19 protein-coding genes are annotated in these 17,911 nt (G+C 37.1%); 6 read left to right on the plus strand and 13 right to left on the minus strand.

Annotation, left to right across the window (positions count from 1 at the left end; all coding sequences use genetic code 11):
• Positions 1-61: 61 nt before the first annotated feature.
• The 4 genes from NST46_RS20590 to NST46_RS20605 are packed head-to-tail and all read right to left on the minus strand — an operon-like array spanning position 62 to position 2,782.
• Positions 62-1,315, minus strand: coding sequence for an ABC transporter permease (locus tag NST46_RS20590; protein WP_251660651.1), 1,254 nt, complete (start codon positions 1,313-1,315; stop codon positions 62-64).
• Positions 1,308-2,207: an ABC transporter ATP-binding protein gene (locus tag NST46_RS20595; protein WP_118888704.1), complete on the minus strand. Its 900-nt coding sequence runs from the start codon at positions 2,205-2,207 to the stop codon at positions 1,308-1,310. The genes NST46_RS20590 and NST46_RS20595 overlap by 8 nt, the downstream gene beginning before the upstream one ends.
• Positions 2,208-2,262: 55 nt before the next feature.
• Positions 2,263-2,580, minus strand: a complete 318-nt coding sequence (locus NST46_RS20600; RefSeq protein WP_251660647.1) for a DUF3796 domain-containing protein — start codon at positions 2,578-2,580, stop codon at positions 2,263-2,265.
• Entirely contained in the window at positions 2,573-2,782 is a 210-nt protein-coding gene (locus tag NST46_RS20605; protein ID WP_095309685.1) for a helix-turn-helix transcriptional regulator, read from the minus strand. Before NST46_RS20605 ends, NST46_RS20600 begins: the two co-directional genes overlap by 8 nt.
• Positions 2,783-3,151: 369 nt before the next feature.
• Here NST46_RS20605 and NST46_RS20610 point away from each other — a divergent pair, with 369 nt between their 5' ends.
• The gene (locus NST46_RS20610; RefSeq protein WP_095309691.1) at positions 3,152-3,337 is read left to right on the plus strand and encodes a YhzD family protein; all 186 of its coding nucleotides are present in this window, start codon (positions 3,152-3,154) and stop codon (positions 3,335-3,337) included.
• A gap of 106 nt (positions 3,338-3,443) precedes the next feature.
• On the opposite strand, the gene NST46_RS20615 is transcribed toward NST46_RS20610, so the two are convergent.
• Positions 3,444-3,800, minus strand: coding sequence for a YlbF family regulator (locus NST46_RS20615; RefSeq protein WP_095309693.1), 357 nt, complete (start codon positions 3,798-3,800; stop codon positions 3,444-3,446).
• Between the two features lie 158 nt (positions 3,801-3,958).
• Here NST46_RS20615 and NST46_RS20620 point away from each other — a divergent pair, with 158 nt between their 5' ends.
• Complete coding sequence (locus NST46_RS20620) at positions 3,959-4,858, plus strand: PucR family transcriptional regulator (protein ID WP_303448473.1); 900 nt, start codon at positions 3,959-3,961, stop codon at positions 4,856-4,858.
• Positions 4,859-4,941: 83 nt separating this feature from the next.
• Positions 4,942-6,039: an ABC transporter ATP-binding protein gene (locus tag NST46_RS20625; protein WP_340003153.1), complete on the plus strand. Its 1,098-nt coding sequence runs from the start codon at positions 4,942-4,944 to the stop codon at positions 6,037-6,039.
• Positions 6,040-6,116: 77 nt separating this feature from the next.
• Here the strand turns inward: NST46_RS20625 and NST46_RS20630 are convergent, their stop codons facing one another.
• From NST46_RS20630 to NST46_RS20645, 4 genes are all read right to left on the minus strand, one after another.
• Positions 6,117-6,314, minus strand: a complete 198-nt coding sequence (locus NST46_RS20630; RefSeq protein WP_340003152.1) for an alpha/beta-type small acid-soluble spore protein — start codon at positions 6,312-6,314, stop codon at positions 6,117-6,119.
• A 136-nt stretch (positions 6,315-6,450) separates the two neighbouring features.
• Positions 6,451-7,836, minus strand: a complete 1,386-nt coding sequence (fumC, locus tag NST46_RS20635) for a class II fumarate hydratase (RefSeq protein WP_341137691.1) — start codon at positions 7,834-7,836, stop codon at positions 6,451-6,453.
• Between the two features lie 158 nt (positions 7,837-7,994).
• Positions 7,995-9,665: a dihydroxy-acid dehydratase gene (gene ilvD / locus NST46_RS20640; RefSeq protein WP_251660642.1), complete on the minus strand. Its 1,671-nt coding sequence runs from the start codon at positions 9,663-9,665 to the stop codon at positions 7,995-7,997.
• Between the two features lie 142 nt (positions 9,666-9,807).
• Entirely contained in the window at positions 9,808-10,488 is a 681-nt protein-coding gene (locus NST46_RS20645; protein WP_118888698.1) for a FadR/GntR family transcriptional regulator, read from the minus strand.
• Positions 10,489-10,736: 248 nt separating this feature from the next.
• Here NST46_RS20645 and NST46_RS20650 point away from each other — a divergent pair, with 248 nt between their 5' ends.
• Positions 10,737-11,651 (plus strand): zinc dependent phospholipase C family protein, encoded by a 915-nt coding sequence (locus tag NST46_RS20650; protein ID WP_118888697.1) that lies wholly within the window; start codon positions 10,737-10,739, stop codon positions 11,649-11,651.
• A 152-nt stretch (positions 11,652-11,803) separates the two neighbouring features.
• Here NST46_RS20650 and NST46_RS20655 read toward each other — a convergent pair whose 3' ends face one another.
• The gene (locus NST46_RS20655; protein ID WP_118888696.1) at positions 11,804-13,108 is read right to left on the minus strand and encodes an MFS transporter; all 1,305 of its coding nucleotides are present in this window, start codon (positions 13,106-13,108) and stop codon (positions 11,804-11,806) included.
• Positions 13,109-13,299: 191 nt separating this feature from the next.
• Entirely contained in the window at positions 13,300-13,533 is a 234-nt protein-coding gene (locus NST46_RS20660) for an IDEAL domain-containing protein (protein ID WP_118888695.1), read from the minus strand.
• Between the two features lie 429 nt (positions 13,534-13,962).
• Here NST46_RS20660 and NST46_RS20665 point away from each other — a divergent pair, with 429 nt between their 5' ends.
• Complete coding sequence (locus NST46_RS20665) at positions 13,963-14,835, plus strand: cation diffusion facilitator family transporter (RefSeq protein ID WP_095309713.1); 873 nt, start codon at positions 13,963-13,965, stop codon at positions 14,833-14,835.
• Positions 14,836-14,888: 53 nt separating this feature from the next.
• On the opposite strand, the gene NST46_RS20670 is transcribed toward NST46_RS20665, so the two are convergent.
• Both NST46_RS20670 and NST46_RS20675 read right to left on the minus strand, forming a co-directional pair.
• Positions 14,889-15,182, minus strand: coding sequence for an AzlD domain-containing protein (locus NST46_RS20670; RefSeq protein WP_118888694.1), 294 nt, complete (start codon positions 15,180-15,182; stop codon positions 14,889-14,891).
• Positions 15,179-15,862, minus strand: coding sequence for an AzlC family ABC transporter permease (locus NST46_RS20675; RefSeq protein ID WP_095310045.1), 684 nt, complete (start codon positions 15,860-15,862; stop codon positions 15,179-15,181). Before NST46_RS20675 ends, NST46_RS20670 begins: the two co-directional genes overlap by 4 nt.
• Positions 15,863-16,482: 620 nt before the next feature.
• Between NST46_RS20675 and nhaC the strand changes: the two genes are divergently transcribed.
• Positions 16,483-17,853: a Na+/H+ antiporter NhaC gene (gene nhaC, locus NST46_RS20680; RefSeq protein WP_341137692.1), complete on the plus strand. Its 1,371-nt coding sequence runs from the start codon at positions 16,483-16,485 to the stop codon at positions 17,851-17,853.
• Positions 17,854-17,911: the final 58 nt, after the last annotated feature.

Below are 17,911 nucleotides of genomic sequence, written 5' to 3' on the forward strand. Positions count from 1 at the left end.
TATCAAAAGACCATTAAATCAAACCTGAACTTGATTTAATGGTCTTTCTTACATTCCGGCCCTACTTTTCTTTCTTCCCTAATACAAGCGCCTTTTTTAAATCCTTCAATGAACCAGATCTTCCATACATCAGCACGCCGCCACTATAGACCTTCGCACCGATATACGCAAGAACGGCAATCGTTCCAACCATAATTCCCAGTGATAATGCAACTTCCCAAATTGGAATATCAAGCATTCCAACTCGCAAAAACATAATCATCGGTGTAAAGAATGGAATATAAGAGGTTACTGTTACAAACGTTGACTCAGGTGCCCCTAGGCCAAAAATAGCGATCATGAAGGCAATTACAATTAACATCATCATCGGCGTCGTTAATTGGCCCACATCTTCAATTCGACTTACAAGTGAACCAAGCATTGCTGCTAATGTTGCATAAAGTAAATAACCTAGAATAAAGAACACAATTGCGTAAACAAAAATCATTGGCGATGTATCCTGAACACCAAATAACTCGAAGACTCCCCCGACTAACTCTTCCTGTTTCGAACGAATTAGCGTATAACCAACTATAATAAATAATCCAATTTGCGTCAGTCCAACTAATGCAATACCAATTATTTTTGCAAACATATGTGTAATTGGAGATGCACTCGATATCAGTATCTCCATAACCCTTGATGATTTCTCTGTAGCGACATCCGTTGCAATCATCTGACCGTACATCATAACAGTCATATAAAGTACAAACAGCATGACATAGACAATACCTCGCGCTTGATTGAGTTCTTCCTCTGTTTTTGCTGATTCATCAAGCGCAACTGCTTCAAATGCAATTGGTGCATAAATTTCCGCAATCCTCGCTTCGTCAATACCAGAGGCTTGTGTTGCAATGGCAATCTTTAATTGTTGTAAATGCTGTTCAATAATCATTTGATTTCCAGACTCTGTAATAGTATTCGCAAAATACGTTGCATCAAAAATTTGTTCTTCGTTTTCCGTCAGTTCCACAACTGCATCATATTGACCATCTTGTACAGCCACTTTCGCTTCGTTAACCGTACCATCAAATGGAACTAATTCAATGTCCTCTTCTGCTGCAGCAAGGCTTTGTTGCAATGCTTCTGTATAGACACCTGATTCATCCACAACCACAATTTCACCCGATTCCTCTCCAGCGAACATGTCAATAATGGTTTGGAAATTAGCAAGACCCGCGATAATTAACAAAGTAATGAGCGTACTGAAAATAAATGACTTTGTCTTAACCTTCGTAATGTATGTATGGGATAAAACAGTCCAGAATTTATTCATATGCTTCACCTACTTTCGCAATGAAAATATCATTAAGCGATGGTTCTTCAAGATCAAATTTACGAACAAAACCTTTTCCCTGGATTGCGGAAAGAATGTCTTGGGATACTTGCTCATTATCTATTTGCAGCTTACAGCCTTGAGCACCTTTTTGATATCCAGATACACCTTGGAAATTTTTTAAAAAACCAAAGTCGATATCTCCATGAATAATCAAGTTCTTTTTTCCATAGGAGCGTTTGATGTCTTTTAATGATCCATGCACAACTGGTGTACCTTTTCGTAAAATGCACAAATTCTCACATAGCTGCTCCACATGATGCATTTGGTGGGATGAAAAAACAATCGAAGTTCCTTGATCTTTCAGGTCAATTACTGCCTCCTTCATCATTTCAACATTAACAGGATCCAGCCCTGAAAATGGTTCATCTAAAATAAGTAATTTGGGCTTGTGAATGACAGCTGAGATAAATTGAATCTTTTGCTGATTCCCTTTAGATAGCTCTTCAACTTTTTTTGTCATGTATTCAGGTACTTTAAATCTTTCCAGCCAGTATTCGAGCTCAGTAAGAATTGCTTGCTTCTTCATTCCTCTTAACTTTCCTAAGTAAATCAACTGTTCTTTCACGGTTAGTTTTGGATAAAGTCCCCTTTCTTCTGGGAGATAACCAATCAAATGACTATTATCGTAATCGATTGGCTTACCATTCCAAGAAATTTCCCCTTCCGAGCTATCCAATAGCCCAAGAATCATCCGGAAAGTAGTTGTCTTACCAGCACCATTACCTCCTAAAAAACCGAACATTTCCTTCTCTGGAATTTCAAGTGAAAGTCGGTCTACTGCCGTGTGTCCTTGAAAACGTTTTGTGACGTCTTTTAATACCAATGTCAAAAAAACTCCCCCTTCTCTCGTATTCATACGATTCTTTATAAGATTTGATTCATTTTTATTCGTGCTTTGTTGAAAAAAAGAAATTTGTAATAATTGCAGTTACATTATGCAGAGCATAGAGTGCGGTTAGTAAAAAAAAGCTGAAGCCAATGCCATCAAATATGATGACAACAAACCAGGCTATTAGGTATACTACGATCATTGCATCCCAGGATCTTGCCTTTGAGCGGTTATTTGTCTGCTGATAGCGCTCATCAAATAAATGCTTCTTTCGACCAATGCGCCGATTAATGAAAAATATAATAATTGATACGATTACGGCAGCAATTAAACCCCAAATACCGGATGGGTTTGCTAAAAAGTCCTCACTCAATGTTCTCATCCCCTTCAAAAATAAATAATTCCTCAATTGTGCAGTCAAACGTTTGAGCTAGCTTATGTGCTAATATTAATGATGGCTTATACTTGCCTTTTTCCAAGGATATAATCGTCTGTCTAGAAACCTTTAATTTCTGTGATAATTCTTCTTGTGTAATATCCAGCTCTTTGCGTTTTTCCTTTATAAGTGTTTTCATGCTATCTCCTATTTTTTAGTAAAGTAAACTTTACGTACAGTTTACTTTACACTACCAGTAATGTCAACCATACTTTACACCCTTTTCCTTTCACTTGTATTAAAATTTAGATTATAATGAATATACAGCTGACTTATTATAGTGGTAAACAGGGAGCCGGGATTAGCGGAGCGAGGATAAGCTCTAACCATAATTGCACATTATGTCTCAGTTCCTTTCAATTGCGACAAATACAAGCAACTGCATGCTCGAAATGTGTCTAGCTATATATCTGGTACAAAGAGACAAAACAATTAACAATATCAACGCAAGCAATAATTTCTAGAAAGTTAAGTATATAGATTACATAAATATTAGGAGGAGTTTTTTATGAGAAACTATGCTTTAACAGTATTTGACCCAAGGGGTGAGAAACTGCTGGATGAATCATTTACTGCTGCAAATGATGCAGAAGCTAAAGAGGTAGGACAGGCACGATTGGATAAAGAAGGATACAGCGAACATACACATCGCTGCGTAAGCCCGGAAGCAAAGCTTGTCTTATTTCACAGGTAATTCACCATTCTCTTAAATAAGGAAAAAACTTCTTTGCGTACTTTCAAATAAGAATATTTAATCAAAAAATCCGCAGATATTAACTGCGGATTTTTTATGTATTTTCTTAGTTTGTTTCATCTGTAGTACCGTATAGTTCTTCCAACGGCTTCGTAATAATACGACTAATATCATTGATTGCAAGATTTAAACGTTGTTCTTCTTCCATCAATTTAGAGATATCCTGATGTTCTTGCACAGCCTCAACGACCGCTCGCGCTTTTTCTAGTTCTTCTTCTGTAATATCCAAACCTTGCATTTGCTTTTCTTGTAAATTCATTTGTGTATCACGGAAATCCTCGAACATTTGCTTTGCACTCGGATTATTCATTACCGTTTCATAAGCTAATTTCAAACTTTTAAATTCTTCGCTTTCACGAATAGCTTTTTCCAATTCATATGCGCTATCATAAATATTAGGCATGATGTTCCTCCTTTAGTATCAATACTAACGTTACTATAACAGAGCTTTTATCCTGTGTATACCCTCAACGAAAAAACCCTATTTTTGAAAAAATATTTTTACACTTGTATTTGACTGCTATAATTAAACAATAGAATAAGGAAAAAGGAGATTTCAAGATGTATAAAATGCTAAAAAATTTTTTCCCTACTTTTTTAATTTATGATGAAAATATATCTGAAATACCCGATGACTATCAATGGTTCGTTACAGATACAAATGCAATTATCGGCATAGCTAAAAGCGATTTGAGCGCAAAGGATGCTGCCATGCTTTCAACATTTTTAACACCATACCAGCTTACGATACCAAAACCGACTGATTTAGAAAAATTATGGAAAAATCGAATTCATCATTCTAGTTCTATGCCAGAGACATCACATGAAAAATTTCGCTTTGTTTATTTTTCTTTTCCTAAAAATCAAATAGAGCCTAACATTTTTAGAACTGCAATGTATGAATTTTTCTCTAATCCAATACCTATTTTATGGGAAAATGAACAGGAAGGAATTCTTATTGAACAACAGGGAGTACAGCTAGAAGATTCGCTCACGTATGACCAAATTGTTGATACACTGATGAGTGATCTTTATGTGAAAACGAAGTTCTTTATTGGTCCTTATTTATTGGACTTCAAAGATCTCTCTAATCAGTATTTATCTTTCATACAATTAGCAAAAATATCAGCTAGCTATTCCGATAATCCTGTTATTACATATGTGGATGCCATTCCCTTCCGACTTGTAAATCAAATACCCTTTGAGCAACGAAACCAAATTAGCAATTTGGTACTCAAGGAGTTTAAGAACGATGAGGAAATGCTTCAAACCATTTGGACGTTTATCCAATGCAATCTTAATATTTCACTCACTGCAAAAAAACTCTACATGCATCGGAATAGTCTACAATATCGCATTGATAAATTTTTCGAAAAAACTGGGATTGATGTTCGGCAGTTTAACCAAGCTTTAACCGTATATATAGCACTGCTAGCAACCATGCACAAAGAGCCTGTCTAAATTTGTGCACATTCCCCATTATGTAAAGCGCTTTCTTTCTATACAATGAATATATAAAACGTTTACATTTTGGAGGGGTAATAATGGCTGAATTACGCTTAGATCATATTCAAAAAACGTATGATAAAAATGTGGTTGCTGTATCAGACTTTAATCTACATATTAAGGACAAAGAATTTATTGTCTTTGTTGGACCATCTGGGTGTGGGAAATCAACGACTCTAAGAATGGTGGCTGGTTTAGAGGAAATCACAGGTGGCGAGCTCTATATTGATGACAAAAAAATGAATGATGTCGCACCAAAAGATCGCGATATTGCGATGGTATTCCAAAACTATGCATTATATCCACATATGAATGTGTATGATAATATGGCTTTTGGTTTAAAGCTTCGTAAATTTAAGAAAGACGAAATCGACCAGCGTGTTCAGAATGCAGCAAAGATTTTAGGGTTAGAGGCATATTTAGACCGCAAGCCGAAAGCACTCTCAGGTGGACAACGTCAGCGTGTAGCACTTGGACGTGCAATTGTAAGGGATGCAAAAGTTTTCTTAATGGATGAACCTTTGTCTAACTTAGATGCCAAACTGCGTGTACAGATGCGTGCAGAAATTCAAAAATTGCATCAACGTTTGCAGACAACAACGATTTACGTAACCCATGATCAGACCGAAGCAATGACAATGGCAACTCGCCTCGTTGTAATGAAAGATGGAGTTATTCAACAGGTTGGTGCGCCTAAAGAGGTTTATGATCATCCTGAAAATGTATTCGTCGGTGGTTTTATTGGATCACCCTCAATGAACTTCTTCCTAGGTAAATTAACAGAGGGCTATTTTGAAGTTGATGGTATAAAACTAAAAGTTCCGGAAGGCAAAATGAAGCTTCTTCGAGAGCAAAATTACATTAACAAAGAAGTTATTTTAGGCGTTCGACCAGAAGACATCCACGATGAGCTACTAATCATTGAAGCTTCACCAGAATCAAAAATTAACGCACATATTGAAGTTGCTGAATTAATGGGAGCAGAGTCCATTTTATATTCTAAATTAGGCTCACAGGATTTTGTAGCACGAGTTGATTCTCGCTCTGACGTCAAAGGCGGTGACAATTTAGAGCTCGCCTTTGATATGAATAAAGTGCATTTCTTTGATAAAGAAACGGAAGAACGGATACGCTAAGAATAGAATAAGCTAACTTCTCATCATGTTAAAGAGGAAAGTCCCAAAAGACTTTCCTCTATCCATATTTATGAAATTTATTTACCGTGTAATTGTTGTTGTGCAGTTTGCACTAGACGTTTTGTAATTTCTCCACCTACAGAACCATTCGCACGTGAAGTTGAGTCTGCTCCTAAGTTAACACCAAATTCTTGAGCGATTTCATATTTCATTTGATCAAGAGCTTGTTGTACTCCAGGAACAAGTAATTGATTTGAACTGTTGTTGTTAGCCATGTTTATCACCTCCTGTAATTCTATTGTTTGCACTATCAAAAAACTTATAAGTTTTATTTACTGGTAAATTGTAGGATTCCTTCCAGGCAAGCAAAAAGCGCGCTGCATCAATTTGCAGCGCGCTTTTTTGAATCTTTTATTTTGGGGATGTCATTTCTTTCGGGTTCACATACTTATCAAATTCTTCTTCTGTCAGTAAGCCTAGTTCAACTGCAGTAGCTTTTAGCGTTGAATTATCATGGAATGCTTTTTTAGCAATTTTAGCAGCATTTTCATATCCTATATGAGGATTTAACGCCGTAACAAGCATTAAGGAATCGTTTAAATATTTTTCAATTTGTTCATGATTTGGTTCGATTCCAACCGCGCAGCGTTCATCAAATGAAATAATACTATCCGCTAATAATTGGCTAGATTGTAAAAAGTTATATGCAATCACTGGTTTAAATACATTGAGTTCGAAATTACCTTGACTTGCTGCAAATCCAATTGCTGCATCATTTCCCATAACTTGTGTGACAACCATTGTAACAGCTTCACTTTGTGTTGGATTTACCTTACCCGGCATGATTGAACTTCCAGGCTCATTAGCAGGTATTGTAATTTCCCCAATTCCACAACGCGGACCACTTGCTAACCAACGAACATCATTTGCAATCTTCATCATATCTGCAGCTAATGCTTTAAGTGCTCCATGTGCATAAACCGTTTCATCATGACTTGTTAACGCATGAAATTTATTCGGTGCAGAAACAAATTTTTTCCCGGTATACGAACTGATTGCCTCACAAACGCGTTCTGAGAACTCTGGATGTGCATTCAGCCCCGTACCAACCGCAGTACCACCAATAGCTAATTCTCTTAGATAATCTGTACTTTCCGTAATCATTTTTTCCGATTTTTCAAGCATGCGATGCCAGCCACTAATCTCCTGCCCAAGTGATAATGGTGTTGCATCTTGTAAATGCGTTCGTCCAATTTTCACGATATCAGAAAATGCTTCCATTTTTTCTTTCAGCGTCGCTTTTAATTGCTGTACAGCAGGAATAACCGTATCTTCCAGCTTCAATACAGATGCTACGTGCATTGCAGTTGGATATGTATCATTAGAGCTTTGAGATTTATTAACATCATCATTTGGATGAAGTCTTAGCTCGCTTCCTTTTCCTTCAAGCCATTTATTCCCGACAAATGCTAGAACTTCATTCACATTCATATTGGATTGAGTACCACTTCCCGTTTGCCATACAACTAATGGAAAATGTTCATTCAATTCATCAGCTAATACAAGGTCAGCAGCATACGAAATTGCTTCTGCCTTCTGACTTTCCAACAAGCCTAAATCACTGTTTGCTTTTGCCGCACTTTTCTTTAGAATTGCAAACGCTTTAATAATTTCAGCAGGCATAGTCTCAGAACCAATTGGAAAGTTTTCCTTGCTTCGCTGTGTTTGCGCTCCCCAATATTTATCTGCTGGTACATGTATTTCCCCTATTGTATCTCTTTCCACACGGTAATCCATTCTAATTCCTCCCTATAATATGTATTACTCAAACCCTCTTCTATTGTAACAAATTTTTGAAATAAATTAATAGTTATCGACTTATTTTTTTAGTGCAAGTAACGACTTATCAATTAAACACCCCTCTCTCAATAACTGAGAAAGGGGTGTATGCTTCATTATATACTCATAATGCCGCCTTTAGATGCATTTGTTACAAGCTTGGAATATCTTGCTAACCATCCAGTTTTAATTTTTGGCTCAAATGGTTTTAAGTCTTTACGTCGTTCTGTTAATTCTTCGGCCGAAACTATTACATTCATTGTCCGGCTTGGTAAATCAATTTCGATTATATCACCATTTTCAACCAAAGCAATTGGACCGCCTTCAGCTGCTTCTGGAGAAATATGACCAATTGAAATACCACGAGATGCACCACTAAAGCGACCATCTGTAATGAGTGCAACTTTAGTTCCTAGTCCACGACCCATAATAGCTGACGTTGGCGCAAGCATTTCTGGCATGCCTGGTCCACCTTTTGGTCCTTCATAGCGGATGACTACAACATGACCTGCTTGTACTGTCCCATTATCAATCGCTTCTTGGGCTTCGTCTTGTGAATTAAAGACAATTGCTTCACCAGTAAATGTTTTGATTGACGGATCAACTGCACCTACTTTAATCACGGAACCTTCTGGAGCAATATTTCCATACAATACAGATAAACCTCCAACTGGACTATAAGGATTGTCTTTCGTACGAATCACTTCTGGATTAGTAATGTGATGGTCCTTTACAAGCTCACCCATTGTTTTACCGCTAACGGTAATTCTTTCCGGATGAATTGCCCCAGGGATTTTTGTTAGTTCATTAATAATTGCTTCTACTCCACCAGCTTTATTGATATCATCCATTGAAAGATCTGATGCCGGCATAATTTTTGCTAAGTACGGGACTCTTTCTGCAACTTTATTTATAACTTCTAAGTCGTACTCAATTCCAGCTTCATGCGCAATCGCCAATGTATGTAGTACGGTATTTGTTGACCCACCCATTGCCATATCAAGTGCAAAAGCGTCATCGATCGCTTCTTTTGTGATGATATCACGCGGCTTAACATCTTCTTTAATCATACGAACTAATTGTTTGGCCGCTTCGCGTACTAATTCTTTACGCCTTTCACTTGTAGCAACGATTGTACCATTACCAGGAAGTGCAACTCCCAGCATTTCCATTAAGCAGTTCATTGAATTTGCTGTAAACATACCTGAACATGAACCACATGTTGGACATGCATTCATTTCAATATCTAACAGCTCTTCTGAAGACATTTGTCCGGATTTGTGGGCACCAACACCTTCAAATACAGATGTTAAAGAAATTTGTTTTCCTGTTGCACTTACACCAGCTTCCATCGGTCCGCCTGATACAAAAACAGAAGGAACGTTCGTACGAGCAGCAGCCATCAGCATACCCGGTGTAATTTTGTCACAGTTTGGAATATAAAATACCCCATCAAACCAGTGTGCATTTATTACCGTTTCGGCAGAGTCTGCAATAAGTTCACGACTTGGTAAAGAATAACGCATTCCAATATGTCCCATTGCAATTCCGTCGTCTACTCCAATTGTATTAAACTCAAACGGAATACCACCTGCTTCAATAATCGCTTCTTTTACAACATCTGCAAACTCTCGTAAATGAACATGACCAGGAATAATATCAATGTACGAGTTACAAACACCAATAAAAGGTTTCTCAAAATCTTTAGGTTTTACTTTTCCTGTTGCATATAAAAGACTGCGGTGTGGAGCACGATCGACTCCAATTTTAATCATATCGCTTCTCATCTGAACAACACATCCATAATTTCAAATTTTAAATCTATTTTAAATCCTAAGTTGTCTGCTGTCAATATAGTTGTACGACAAGTTAAATAAAACTCTTTCTGTGACATTTCACCAGACTTTCTGAACTTCTCCTAATAAACTGTTATTCAATTCTTAAGTCTTTCATCGCGTGTAAAATGTGAATTTTCATTGCACTTCTGGCTCCCTCAGGATTACGGGCTTTCATAAATTCCATAATCAGCTTATGATCATTCAACGTATCTTTTACGACTTGCTCATTTTTTTGGGACAATTGGACTCCTTTATCAATTGCCTGAAAAACAACTGGCATAAGCTTGTCGATAAATTCATTATGAGTAGCCTTGGCTATCGATTTATGAAATTTCTGTTCAACATCTGTCCGATCCTCACCCTGGTCAATTTTTTGTTCAATCTGATTTCCATACTCTAATATGCGACTTAGCTCAGCATCACTCGCTCGTAACGTCGCATAATAGGCTGCTTCCGGCTCAAAAATCAGACGCATTTCATACAGGTCTTTCGCATTTATTCTTGCATGGGAAAGACCATTCAATGATTGCATGGTATCATGTAAATCAACTTCCTTTTTCACAAATGTACCTTTGCCTCGTTTAATTTCCAATACTCCATTTGTTACTAATATTCGAATCGCTTCACGCAATGTCGTTCTGCTAATCTGAAGTTCCTCTGATAACTCAATTTCGTTCGGCAGTTTATCACCTGGTAAAAATCTTTCTTCGATCGTAATCATTGATAAAATATCTTCTGCTATATTATCGGAAAGCCGCTTCATTTGTTTCATCTATCCTATCATCCTTATTTTTTTATAGTATAGCACACCATGTACACTGCATTATTAATCATTTAGAATACTAAACATGAACATAAACACTGGAAAAAATATGTAATGACACAAAATTGTACTACTCTACAGACCACCAACTACTGATATTTCGATATAATACGTTACATAGCTTTAATTTAAGGAAGACTTCATACTTTTCACTGTCCTAAAGGTTTTCCAAATACTTCAAGAAGGAGGATGTCGCTATGCCAAATACATGGACACATATTTTATTTTGCGAAGATGTGATTGATTCCGTCAAACAGCCTTATCCATTTTCACAATATGAACCTTATATGAAACTAGGCGCGCAAGGACCAGATCCATTTTTCTATTATAACTTCTGGCCATGGATAAAGGATGAACCTGTCCATGAAGTCGGTATGACACTTCATACGGAACGCTGTGGCGATTTCCTAATGGATTTGATTCGAAAAGCGAAGGGCCAATGTAGCGAGGTAAAAGCCTATGTTACCGGATTTATCACCCACCATATCCTTGATCGTAATACGCATCCATATATTCATTATCGCGCTGGCTATGAGGGAAGTAATCATCAAAAGCTGGAAATTATTATTGATACGTTAATGATGGAAAAATACCATAAATTAAAAACGTGGAAAACGCCTGTATATAAGGAAATTGATGTTGGCAGAACACTAAATCTCGAAGTACGAGAATTGCTTCACGAAACAATAAAGAAACACTATCCAGAATTAAATCGAGATACATCTGAATATATTCAAAAAGCATACCGAGATATGCTGCTTGCATTGAAGATACTTATGGATCCTTATGGTTGGAAAAACTTCATGCTACGCTCATTGATTTCATCCTATTCACATCAACCAGTAAAAACAAATGTTGATTACTTGAATTTAAATCATACAACCTGGTATCACCCTGCAACAAATGAAGCCTCAAACCATAGCTTTATTGAGCTATACGATAAAGCGCGAGTAGAAGGCATTGAAATTTTGTCACAGCTTCAAAACTATTGGGAAAACAGTGCCAACTCATCCGAACAACGATTAAGCGAACTTATTGATAATATTTCATATGATACTGGTAAGCCGTTAAAACTCGGCCTTAAAAATAAATATAGTGATCCAATTGTTTAGACATTAGTATAGTTTTTACACGATTAAAATAAATTCCTCGAGTAAAAATACTCAGAGGGTCTATATAGATAGCTCGGGATAGACAATAACTTGTATATCCCGAGCCTAATTTTTGTCAGCACTACTAGCAAACAATTTTTGATGACATGATGCTATTTCGGTTTTACCTCTACTACACCTTTAGGGTTTGTCAGTCGTTCCGCATCTTGCATTCCTTTTTCAACATCAACAAACCTCAGGATAATAATACCTGCAATAAAGAATACGATAAGTGAAACAATTCCAAGTCTACTGCTTCCTGTTACTTGACCTACAAAGGCAAACATAAATGGTCCAATCACAGCTGCGAATTTAGAGGATATTCCATAGAATCCAAAGAATTCCGCATGTTTATTTGCTGGAACCATCCGACCGAAAATGGAGCGACTTAGGGATTGTGCTCCCCCTTGGACCATTCCAACTACAATAGCCAAAATATAAAAATGCAATGCAGAGGTCATAAAGTATCCAATTATGACAATACCAAGATAAACGAATAACGTAATATTTAATGCTTTTTTAGCTGTAATGACTGAAGCTAGCCACCCAAAGAAAAATGTAAAAGGAATTCCGACAAATTGTGTAATTAATAGGGCGACAATTAAATCATTCTGCGCTATCCCAATTTCACTGCCATAAACAGTAGCCATCCGAATAATCGTTGATATTCCATCATTATAAAGCCAGAAAGCCAGCAAGAAAATAAGCAGCTGTTTATATTGCTTCATTTCTTTAAATGTATTTCCTACTCGGGAAAAACCAATAGCAACATATGACCTATCACGTTTTACTTCAACTTTCTTTTCTTCTTTTATGTTTTTAATGAGTGGGATGGAGAAGATTAACCACCAAATCCCAACGGTGACAAAAGCAACTCGAGTAGACATCTCCGTATCTGGTAGCCCGAACCAGCCGGGATTTAAAATCATTAAAACATTAATCGCTAACAATATTCCTCCGCCTATGTATCCATAGGCAAAACCACCAGATGAAACACGATCAATTTCGTCTTTCGTGGCGACTTCTGGAAGAAATCCATCATAGAACACGTTCGCACCAGAAAAACCGATGGAACCAACTATAAATAGTACGGAGGCTAATATATAATCCCCTTCACCAACAAAAAACAGTAAAATACTTGCTATGATACCCATAAATGCAAAAAACTGAAGAAATTTTTTCTTGGCTGCAGAGAAATCACTAATGGCACCTAAAATTGGCGCAAGCACAGCCACGATTAAAACAGAAATGGACTGCGAATAGCCCCAATAGCTTGTAGCCAATCCTTCCTCTAAACCAGAGGCCGCTACACTAGAATAATAAACAGGAAGTACCGCCGCCATTATCGTTGTTGCAAATGCTGAATTACCAAAGTCATATAACATCCAGCTGCGTTGTATTTTCTTTTTATTTCCCATCAATTTTCACCCCTTTTGTTAGCATACCAAACTTTTCCTGTTTGGAAATAACAACATTGTAAAATTTACAAAAATAATATATGTAGAAATAAAGTAAAGGCTCCCAAAACTAGGTTAGCCAAAGCTTTAGAAGAATTTTTATAATGAAGCAGCAAGAAAAAGCCTCACCATAACGGTAAGACTTGGTATTGTTACTCCCATATAAAGTGTCTGTATGATTCACTTGCTTTAAGAAATTCCTCTTTATTACCTTTCTCAATGGAGCTATTGATGTCTTCTTCTAATCGATTTTTATTCCAGTTAAAACAAAGCTCATCCAAAATCAATCGGGAAAAGAGTCTTAATTCATAAGGTATTTCTCTTTTTGCTTGTAGCTTTTCACCTTCATAGCGATAAAATCGATATACTATTTTTTCCTTCTTCATGGAACATGCCCCCTTTGTTCCCTTTTTATTATTATCCTAAATTTTTAGAATAATTTCAACTAAAAACAACTTTTTTAGGCGATTTGGTACAAAAACTTAAATGCTGTTGTAACCTAGTTGCGACTAAATCTTAGCTAAAACCTAATGTCGGCATAAGGAATATGTTACCTTAACATTTCCTACATAAGCTAAGCATGTTCACCTGGTCAAATCATCCCACAATACAGACGCATAATCGGACATCGCATTTTGTATTCTGTAAGGACACTTCCACTTTCGTTTCTAATTTTTCCCTCTGTAAACATCCTTCACACCCTTCAATACATATAACCAGGGTCTTGAATGTTTCTCTAGACCCACCATGTCTTGCTCTGATAGACTGTTAAAGCTATATAAAAATGGAAACAATTAAATGTGGAGGCATTTAGGATGAATCATTCAGAAAACCTGAAAATGGGAGAAAAAGGCGCATGGCTAAGCATTTTTGCGTATATTACGCTTGCCATTATTAAATTATATATCGCTACAATTGGAGACTCTGCTGCCCTTTATGCAGATGGATTAAATAATATTACGGATGTAATTGCTTCTGTTGCTGTGTTAATCGGCCTAAAAATATCAAGAAAGCCGCCAGATAAGGATCATCGCTATGGACATTACCGGGCTGAAACCGTTGCAGCATTATTTGCAGCTTTTATCATGATGTTTATTGGCGTACAAGTGATATACGATACATTGAAAAGTATGGCTGCCGCTGAAGCTTCACAGCCAAGCATGTTAACAGCATGGACCGCTTTAGGTTCTGCAGTTGTTATGTTATTTGTATATCGCTATAATGCTAAACTTGCTAAAAGAATTGAGAGCAGCTCATTAAACGCTGCTGCACAGGATAATCGTTCAGATGCGCTTGTAAGTATTGGGGCATTTATCGGTATTTGCGGGGCACAGTTTGGGCTTTTCTGGCTCGATCCATTAGCTGGAATGGTCGTCGGAATTATTATTTGTAAAACAGCATGGGATATCTTTAAAGATGCCACACACACACTAACAGATGGATTCGATGAAGAACAGCTGGAAATGATTAAGAAAAGCATTATCAAAGTACCTGAGGTTATAGAAGTCGTTGATGTCAAAGGGAGAGTCCATGGTAATCAAGCATTAATTGAGATCACCATTTTAGTTGACCCAACTTTGAATGTAGCAGAAAGTCACCGCATTACGGAAAGAATTGAAGACTATTTATTTAAAAAGCATCGCATCACACATGCGCATATCCATATTGAACCATATGGAGGAAAATAGGCTTTAGCAAATCATCGCTAAGCCTATTTTTTGATTATTGATCAGGAGCTTTTTTAAAATGATAATAAAAAAACAGTAAGAATTGCTCCTAAGACAACTAAAATAATATTTAATCCAAAGTATGCCAGTACAACTGCCACAAGTCCACCTATCATTCCATGATGAGGCTCTTCTGGTTTAACAGACATAATACCAGGAAAAATTAAAGCTCCTAGTGCTGCATATGGTATTGCACTCAACCACTTATTAATCCAAGGACGAAACTGCATTTTTTCAATGATAACAGCAGGAATAACCCTTGGCAGCATTGTGGCTAATGACATCCCAATAATCATCAAAATAATCATGTGCGTTCCTCCCCTAGGAAATAAATGCCGCTAAACCCACCAATAATCGTTCCAGCAACGATTGCCCAACCAGTACTCATCCCCAGCTGAACAAATCCTGCGTTGACTAGCATTGCTACAATTGCAATCGCAGCTATTCTTGTTTCCTGTTTAATGGATGGAATGAGCAGTCCAATAAACATGGCATACAATGCGATCCCCATACTTTGACTAAGTTTTTGGGGTATGATATCTCCAAGCATACCACCAAGCAGAGAACCAAAAACCCATGATAAATATGCGCTAGCAAGAATCGTGCCATAGAATAAAGCACCCTTTTTCATGCTTGCTTCTTTCGAATTCATTGCAGAGACTGCAAACGATTCATCGGTCAATCCGAAAGCTAATGGAATTTTCCATTTTAGTTTAATTTTTTTGAGCTGATTCATAAAAGATAAACTCATAACAAAATGCCGGAAATTCAGGACAAAGGTTGCAATAATAATTTCCAATGCTCCTGTTCCAACCGCAAACATATTCACTGCCATAAACTGACTGGCACCTGCATAGACCAAAGCACTCATCAATGTTAATTCTGTTAATGACATCCCTGCTTGCTTGGCTAGAACTCCATATGTAATCGCAACTGGCAAATAACCAAGAATTATTGGAAACCCTGTTGCAAACCCTTTTCGAATCATATGTATAGAAGTATACGAATGTTGTTCTTCTTTTAACACAATGTCTCACAAGCCTCCTCAAGTAAAATAAAACTTCCTCTTTTAGCAGTACTCTATTGCTAGTTGATAAAACATAATAAAGCTAAGGCAGAATATAGTGTCTTCCTCCCCTTTCTCTTGTTTTTGCTCTCGATCTTCGTGGTGATGGGAATTACAGCCTGGTAACGCATATAAAATTCTTTATAGTATAACTGAATATTTCCTAAAATGGAAGGATTCTATCTTATAGGAGGTGTTGACAAATGAAGATTGGAGCATGTATAGTCAATATTACATAATTGAATTACGCAATTTATCCTAGGGATTCGAAGTAGATTATTTTTTAGCAAAGAATAGAGACAAAGCGGGTGGTGCAAGCTTTGGCGGAAAATAGTTGAATTACAAATCCTGTCTAGATATATGCTGAATGTTAGCATGAACTATTCAAAGGATTGCATACAATGAGCGGGTGAATTGTATTTCACCAATCAGGGTGGTAACGCGGAGTATAGCTTCGTCCCTTTTTTAGGGGACGGAGCTTTTTTGTATTTGGTAACAGCCACAGACCAAGTTTTTTAATATCTTCAAAAGGAGTAAACATCATGATTCCAATTAACCCAAAGCATCAACCTTCATTTATCGAAGCAATTTTCTTTTTTTTACTGATTATCGGTTTAATCAGCTACTTTATCATTGGATTAGAAGCTGTGCCACATATACCTATTTTACTCGGGATTTTTATACTTGTTGCATACGGTTTATTTAAACGTATCACTTTTAAAGAACTACAAGATGCCATGATTTCAGGAGCACAATCAGGTATGGGAGCTATTTTCTTATTCTTCCTTATTGGGATTCTAATTAGCAGTTGGATGGTTAGCGGGACCATCCCAGCACTAATCAATGCTGGCTTCACAATCATTGGCGGAACTTGGTTTTATGGGATTGTCTTTGCTGTTACTGCGATTATAGGCGTAACACTAGGTAGTTCCTTAACGACGACTGCAACTGTTGGCGTCGCCTTTATTGGAATGGCAGGTGCAATGGAAGCTTCCTTAGCAATTACAGCAGGTGCAATCGTTTCTGGTGCTTTCTTTGGGGATAAAATGTCGCCGCTATCTGATACAACCAATCTTGCTTCAACTATCGTTGGAGTAGATTTATTTGACCATATAAAGCATATTAGTTTAACAACGATACCAGCTTTTATCATTTCGTTAATTTTATTTGTTTTAATATCGCCAGAACAAAATACGTCTCTACAAAGTATCGTATCCTACCGTGAAGCATTACAAGCTTCTGGATTAATTCATTGGTTATCATGGATTCCATTGATCGTTCTCGTTATTTGCACAATTATTAAAGTCCAGGCTTTTATTGCCTTAACTGTAAGCAGTTTGGTGGCAACATTTATAGCAAGAATAACAAGTGACCATACTTGGTCAGAAATTTGGGCGTATTGGTTTAATGGCTACACAGGGGCTACAAATTTCGAACCGGTTAATGAGTTGCTGTCCAAAGGCGGCATAAACAGTATGCTCTTCACAATCTCACTCGTTATTTTAGCTTTAAGCTTTGGTGGTCTATTATTTGTCACTGGGATTATTCCTACGATGCTAGCCACTTTTCAGGAAAAATTACGTAAAGCACGTTCCATTATCGCTGCAACTGCTGCTACAGCAATTGGTGTCAACGTCCTAATTGGCGAACAATATTTATCCATTCTACTTACTGGAGAAACGTTTAAAACGGTATATGAAAAAGCTGGTCTAACTAAAAAGGCTCTTTCTAGATCTCTGGAGGATGCAGGAACCGTGATTAATCCACTCGTTCCTTGGAGTGTTTGTGGTGTATTTATTGCAGATGTACTAGATGTACCTGTACTAGATTATTTGCCATTCGCATTTTTCTGCCTGCTCAGCCCTGTTATTACGGTTTTATTCGGAGCAAAAACGGCAACATTGAAAAAATAAGTTACTAATGTGTTTCGATTGAACAAAAGCGCGTGGCGCTGAAGCTGGACATGGCTGT

Origin of the sequence: Oceanobacillus sp. FSL W7-1309, from assembly GCF_038002145.1 — a bacterium.
GTDB classification, from domain to species: Bacteria; Bacillota; Bacilli; order Bacillales; family Amphibacillaceae; genus Oceanobacillus; species Oceanobacillus profundus.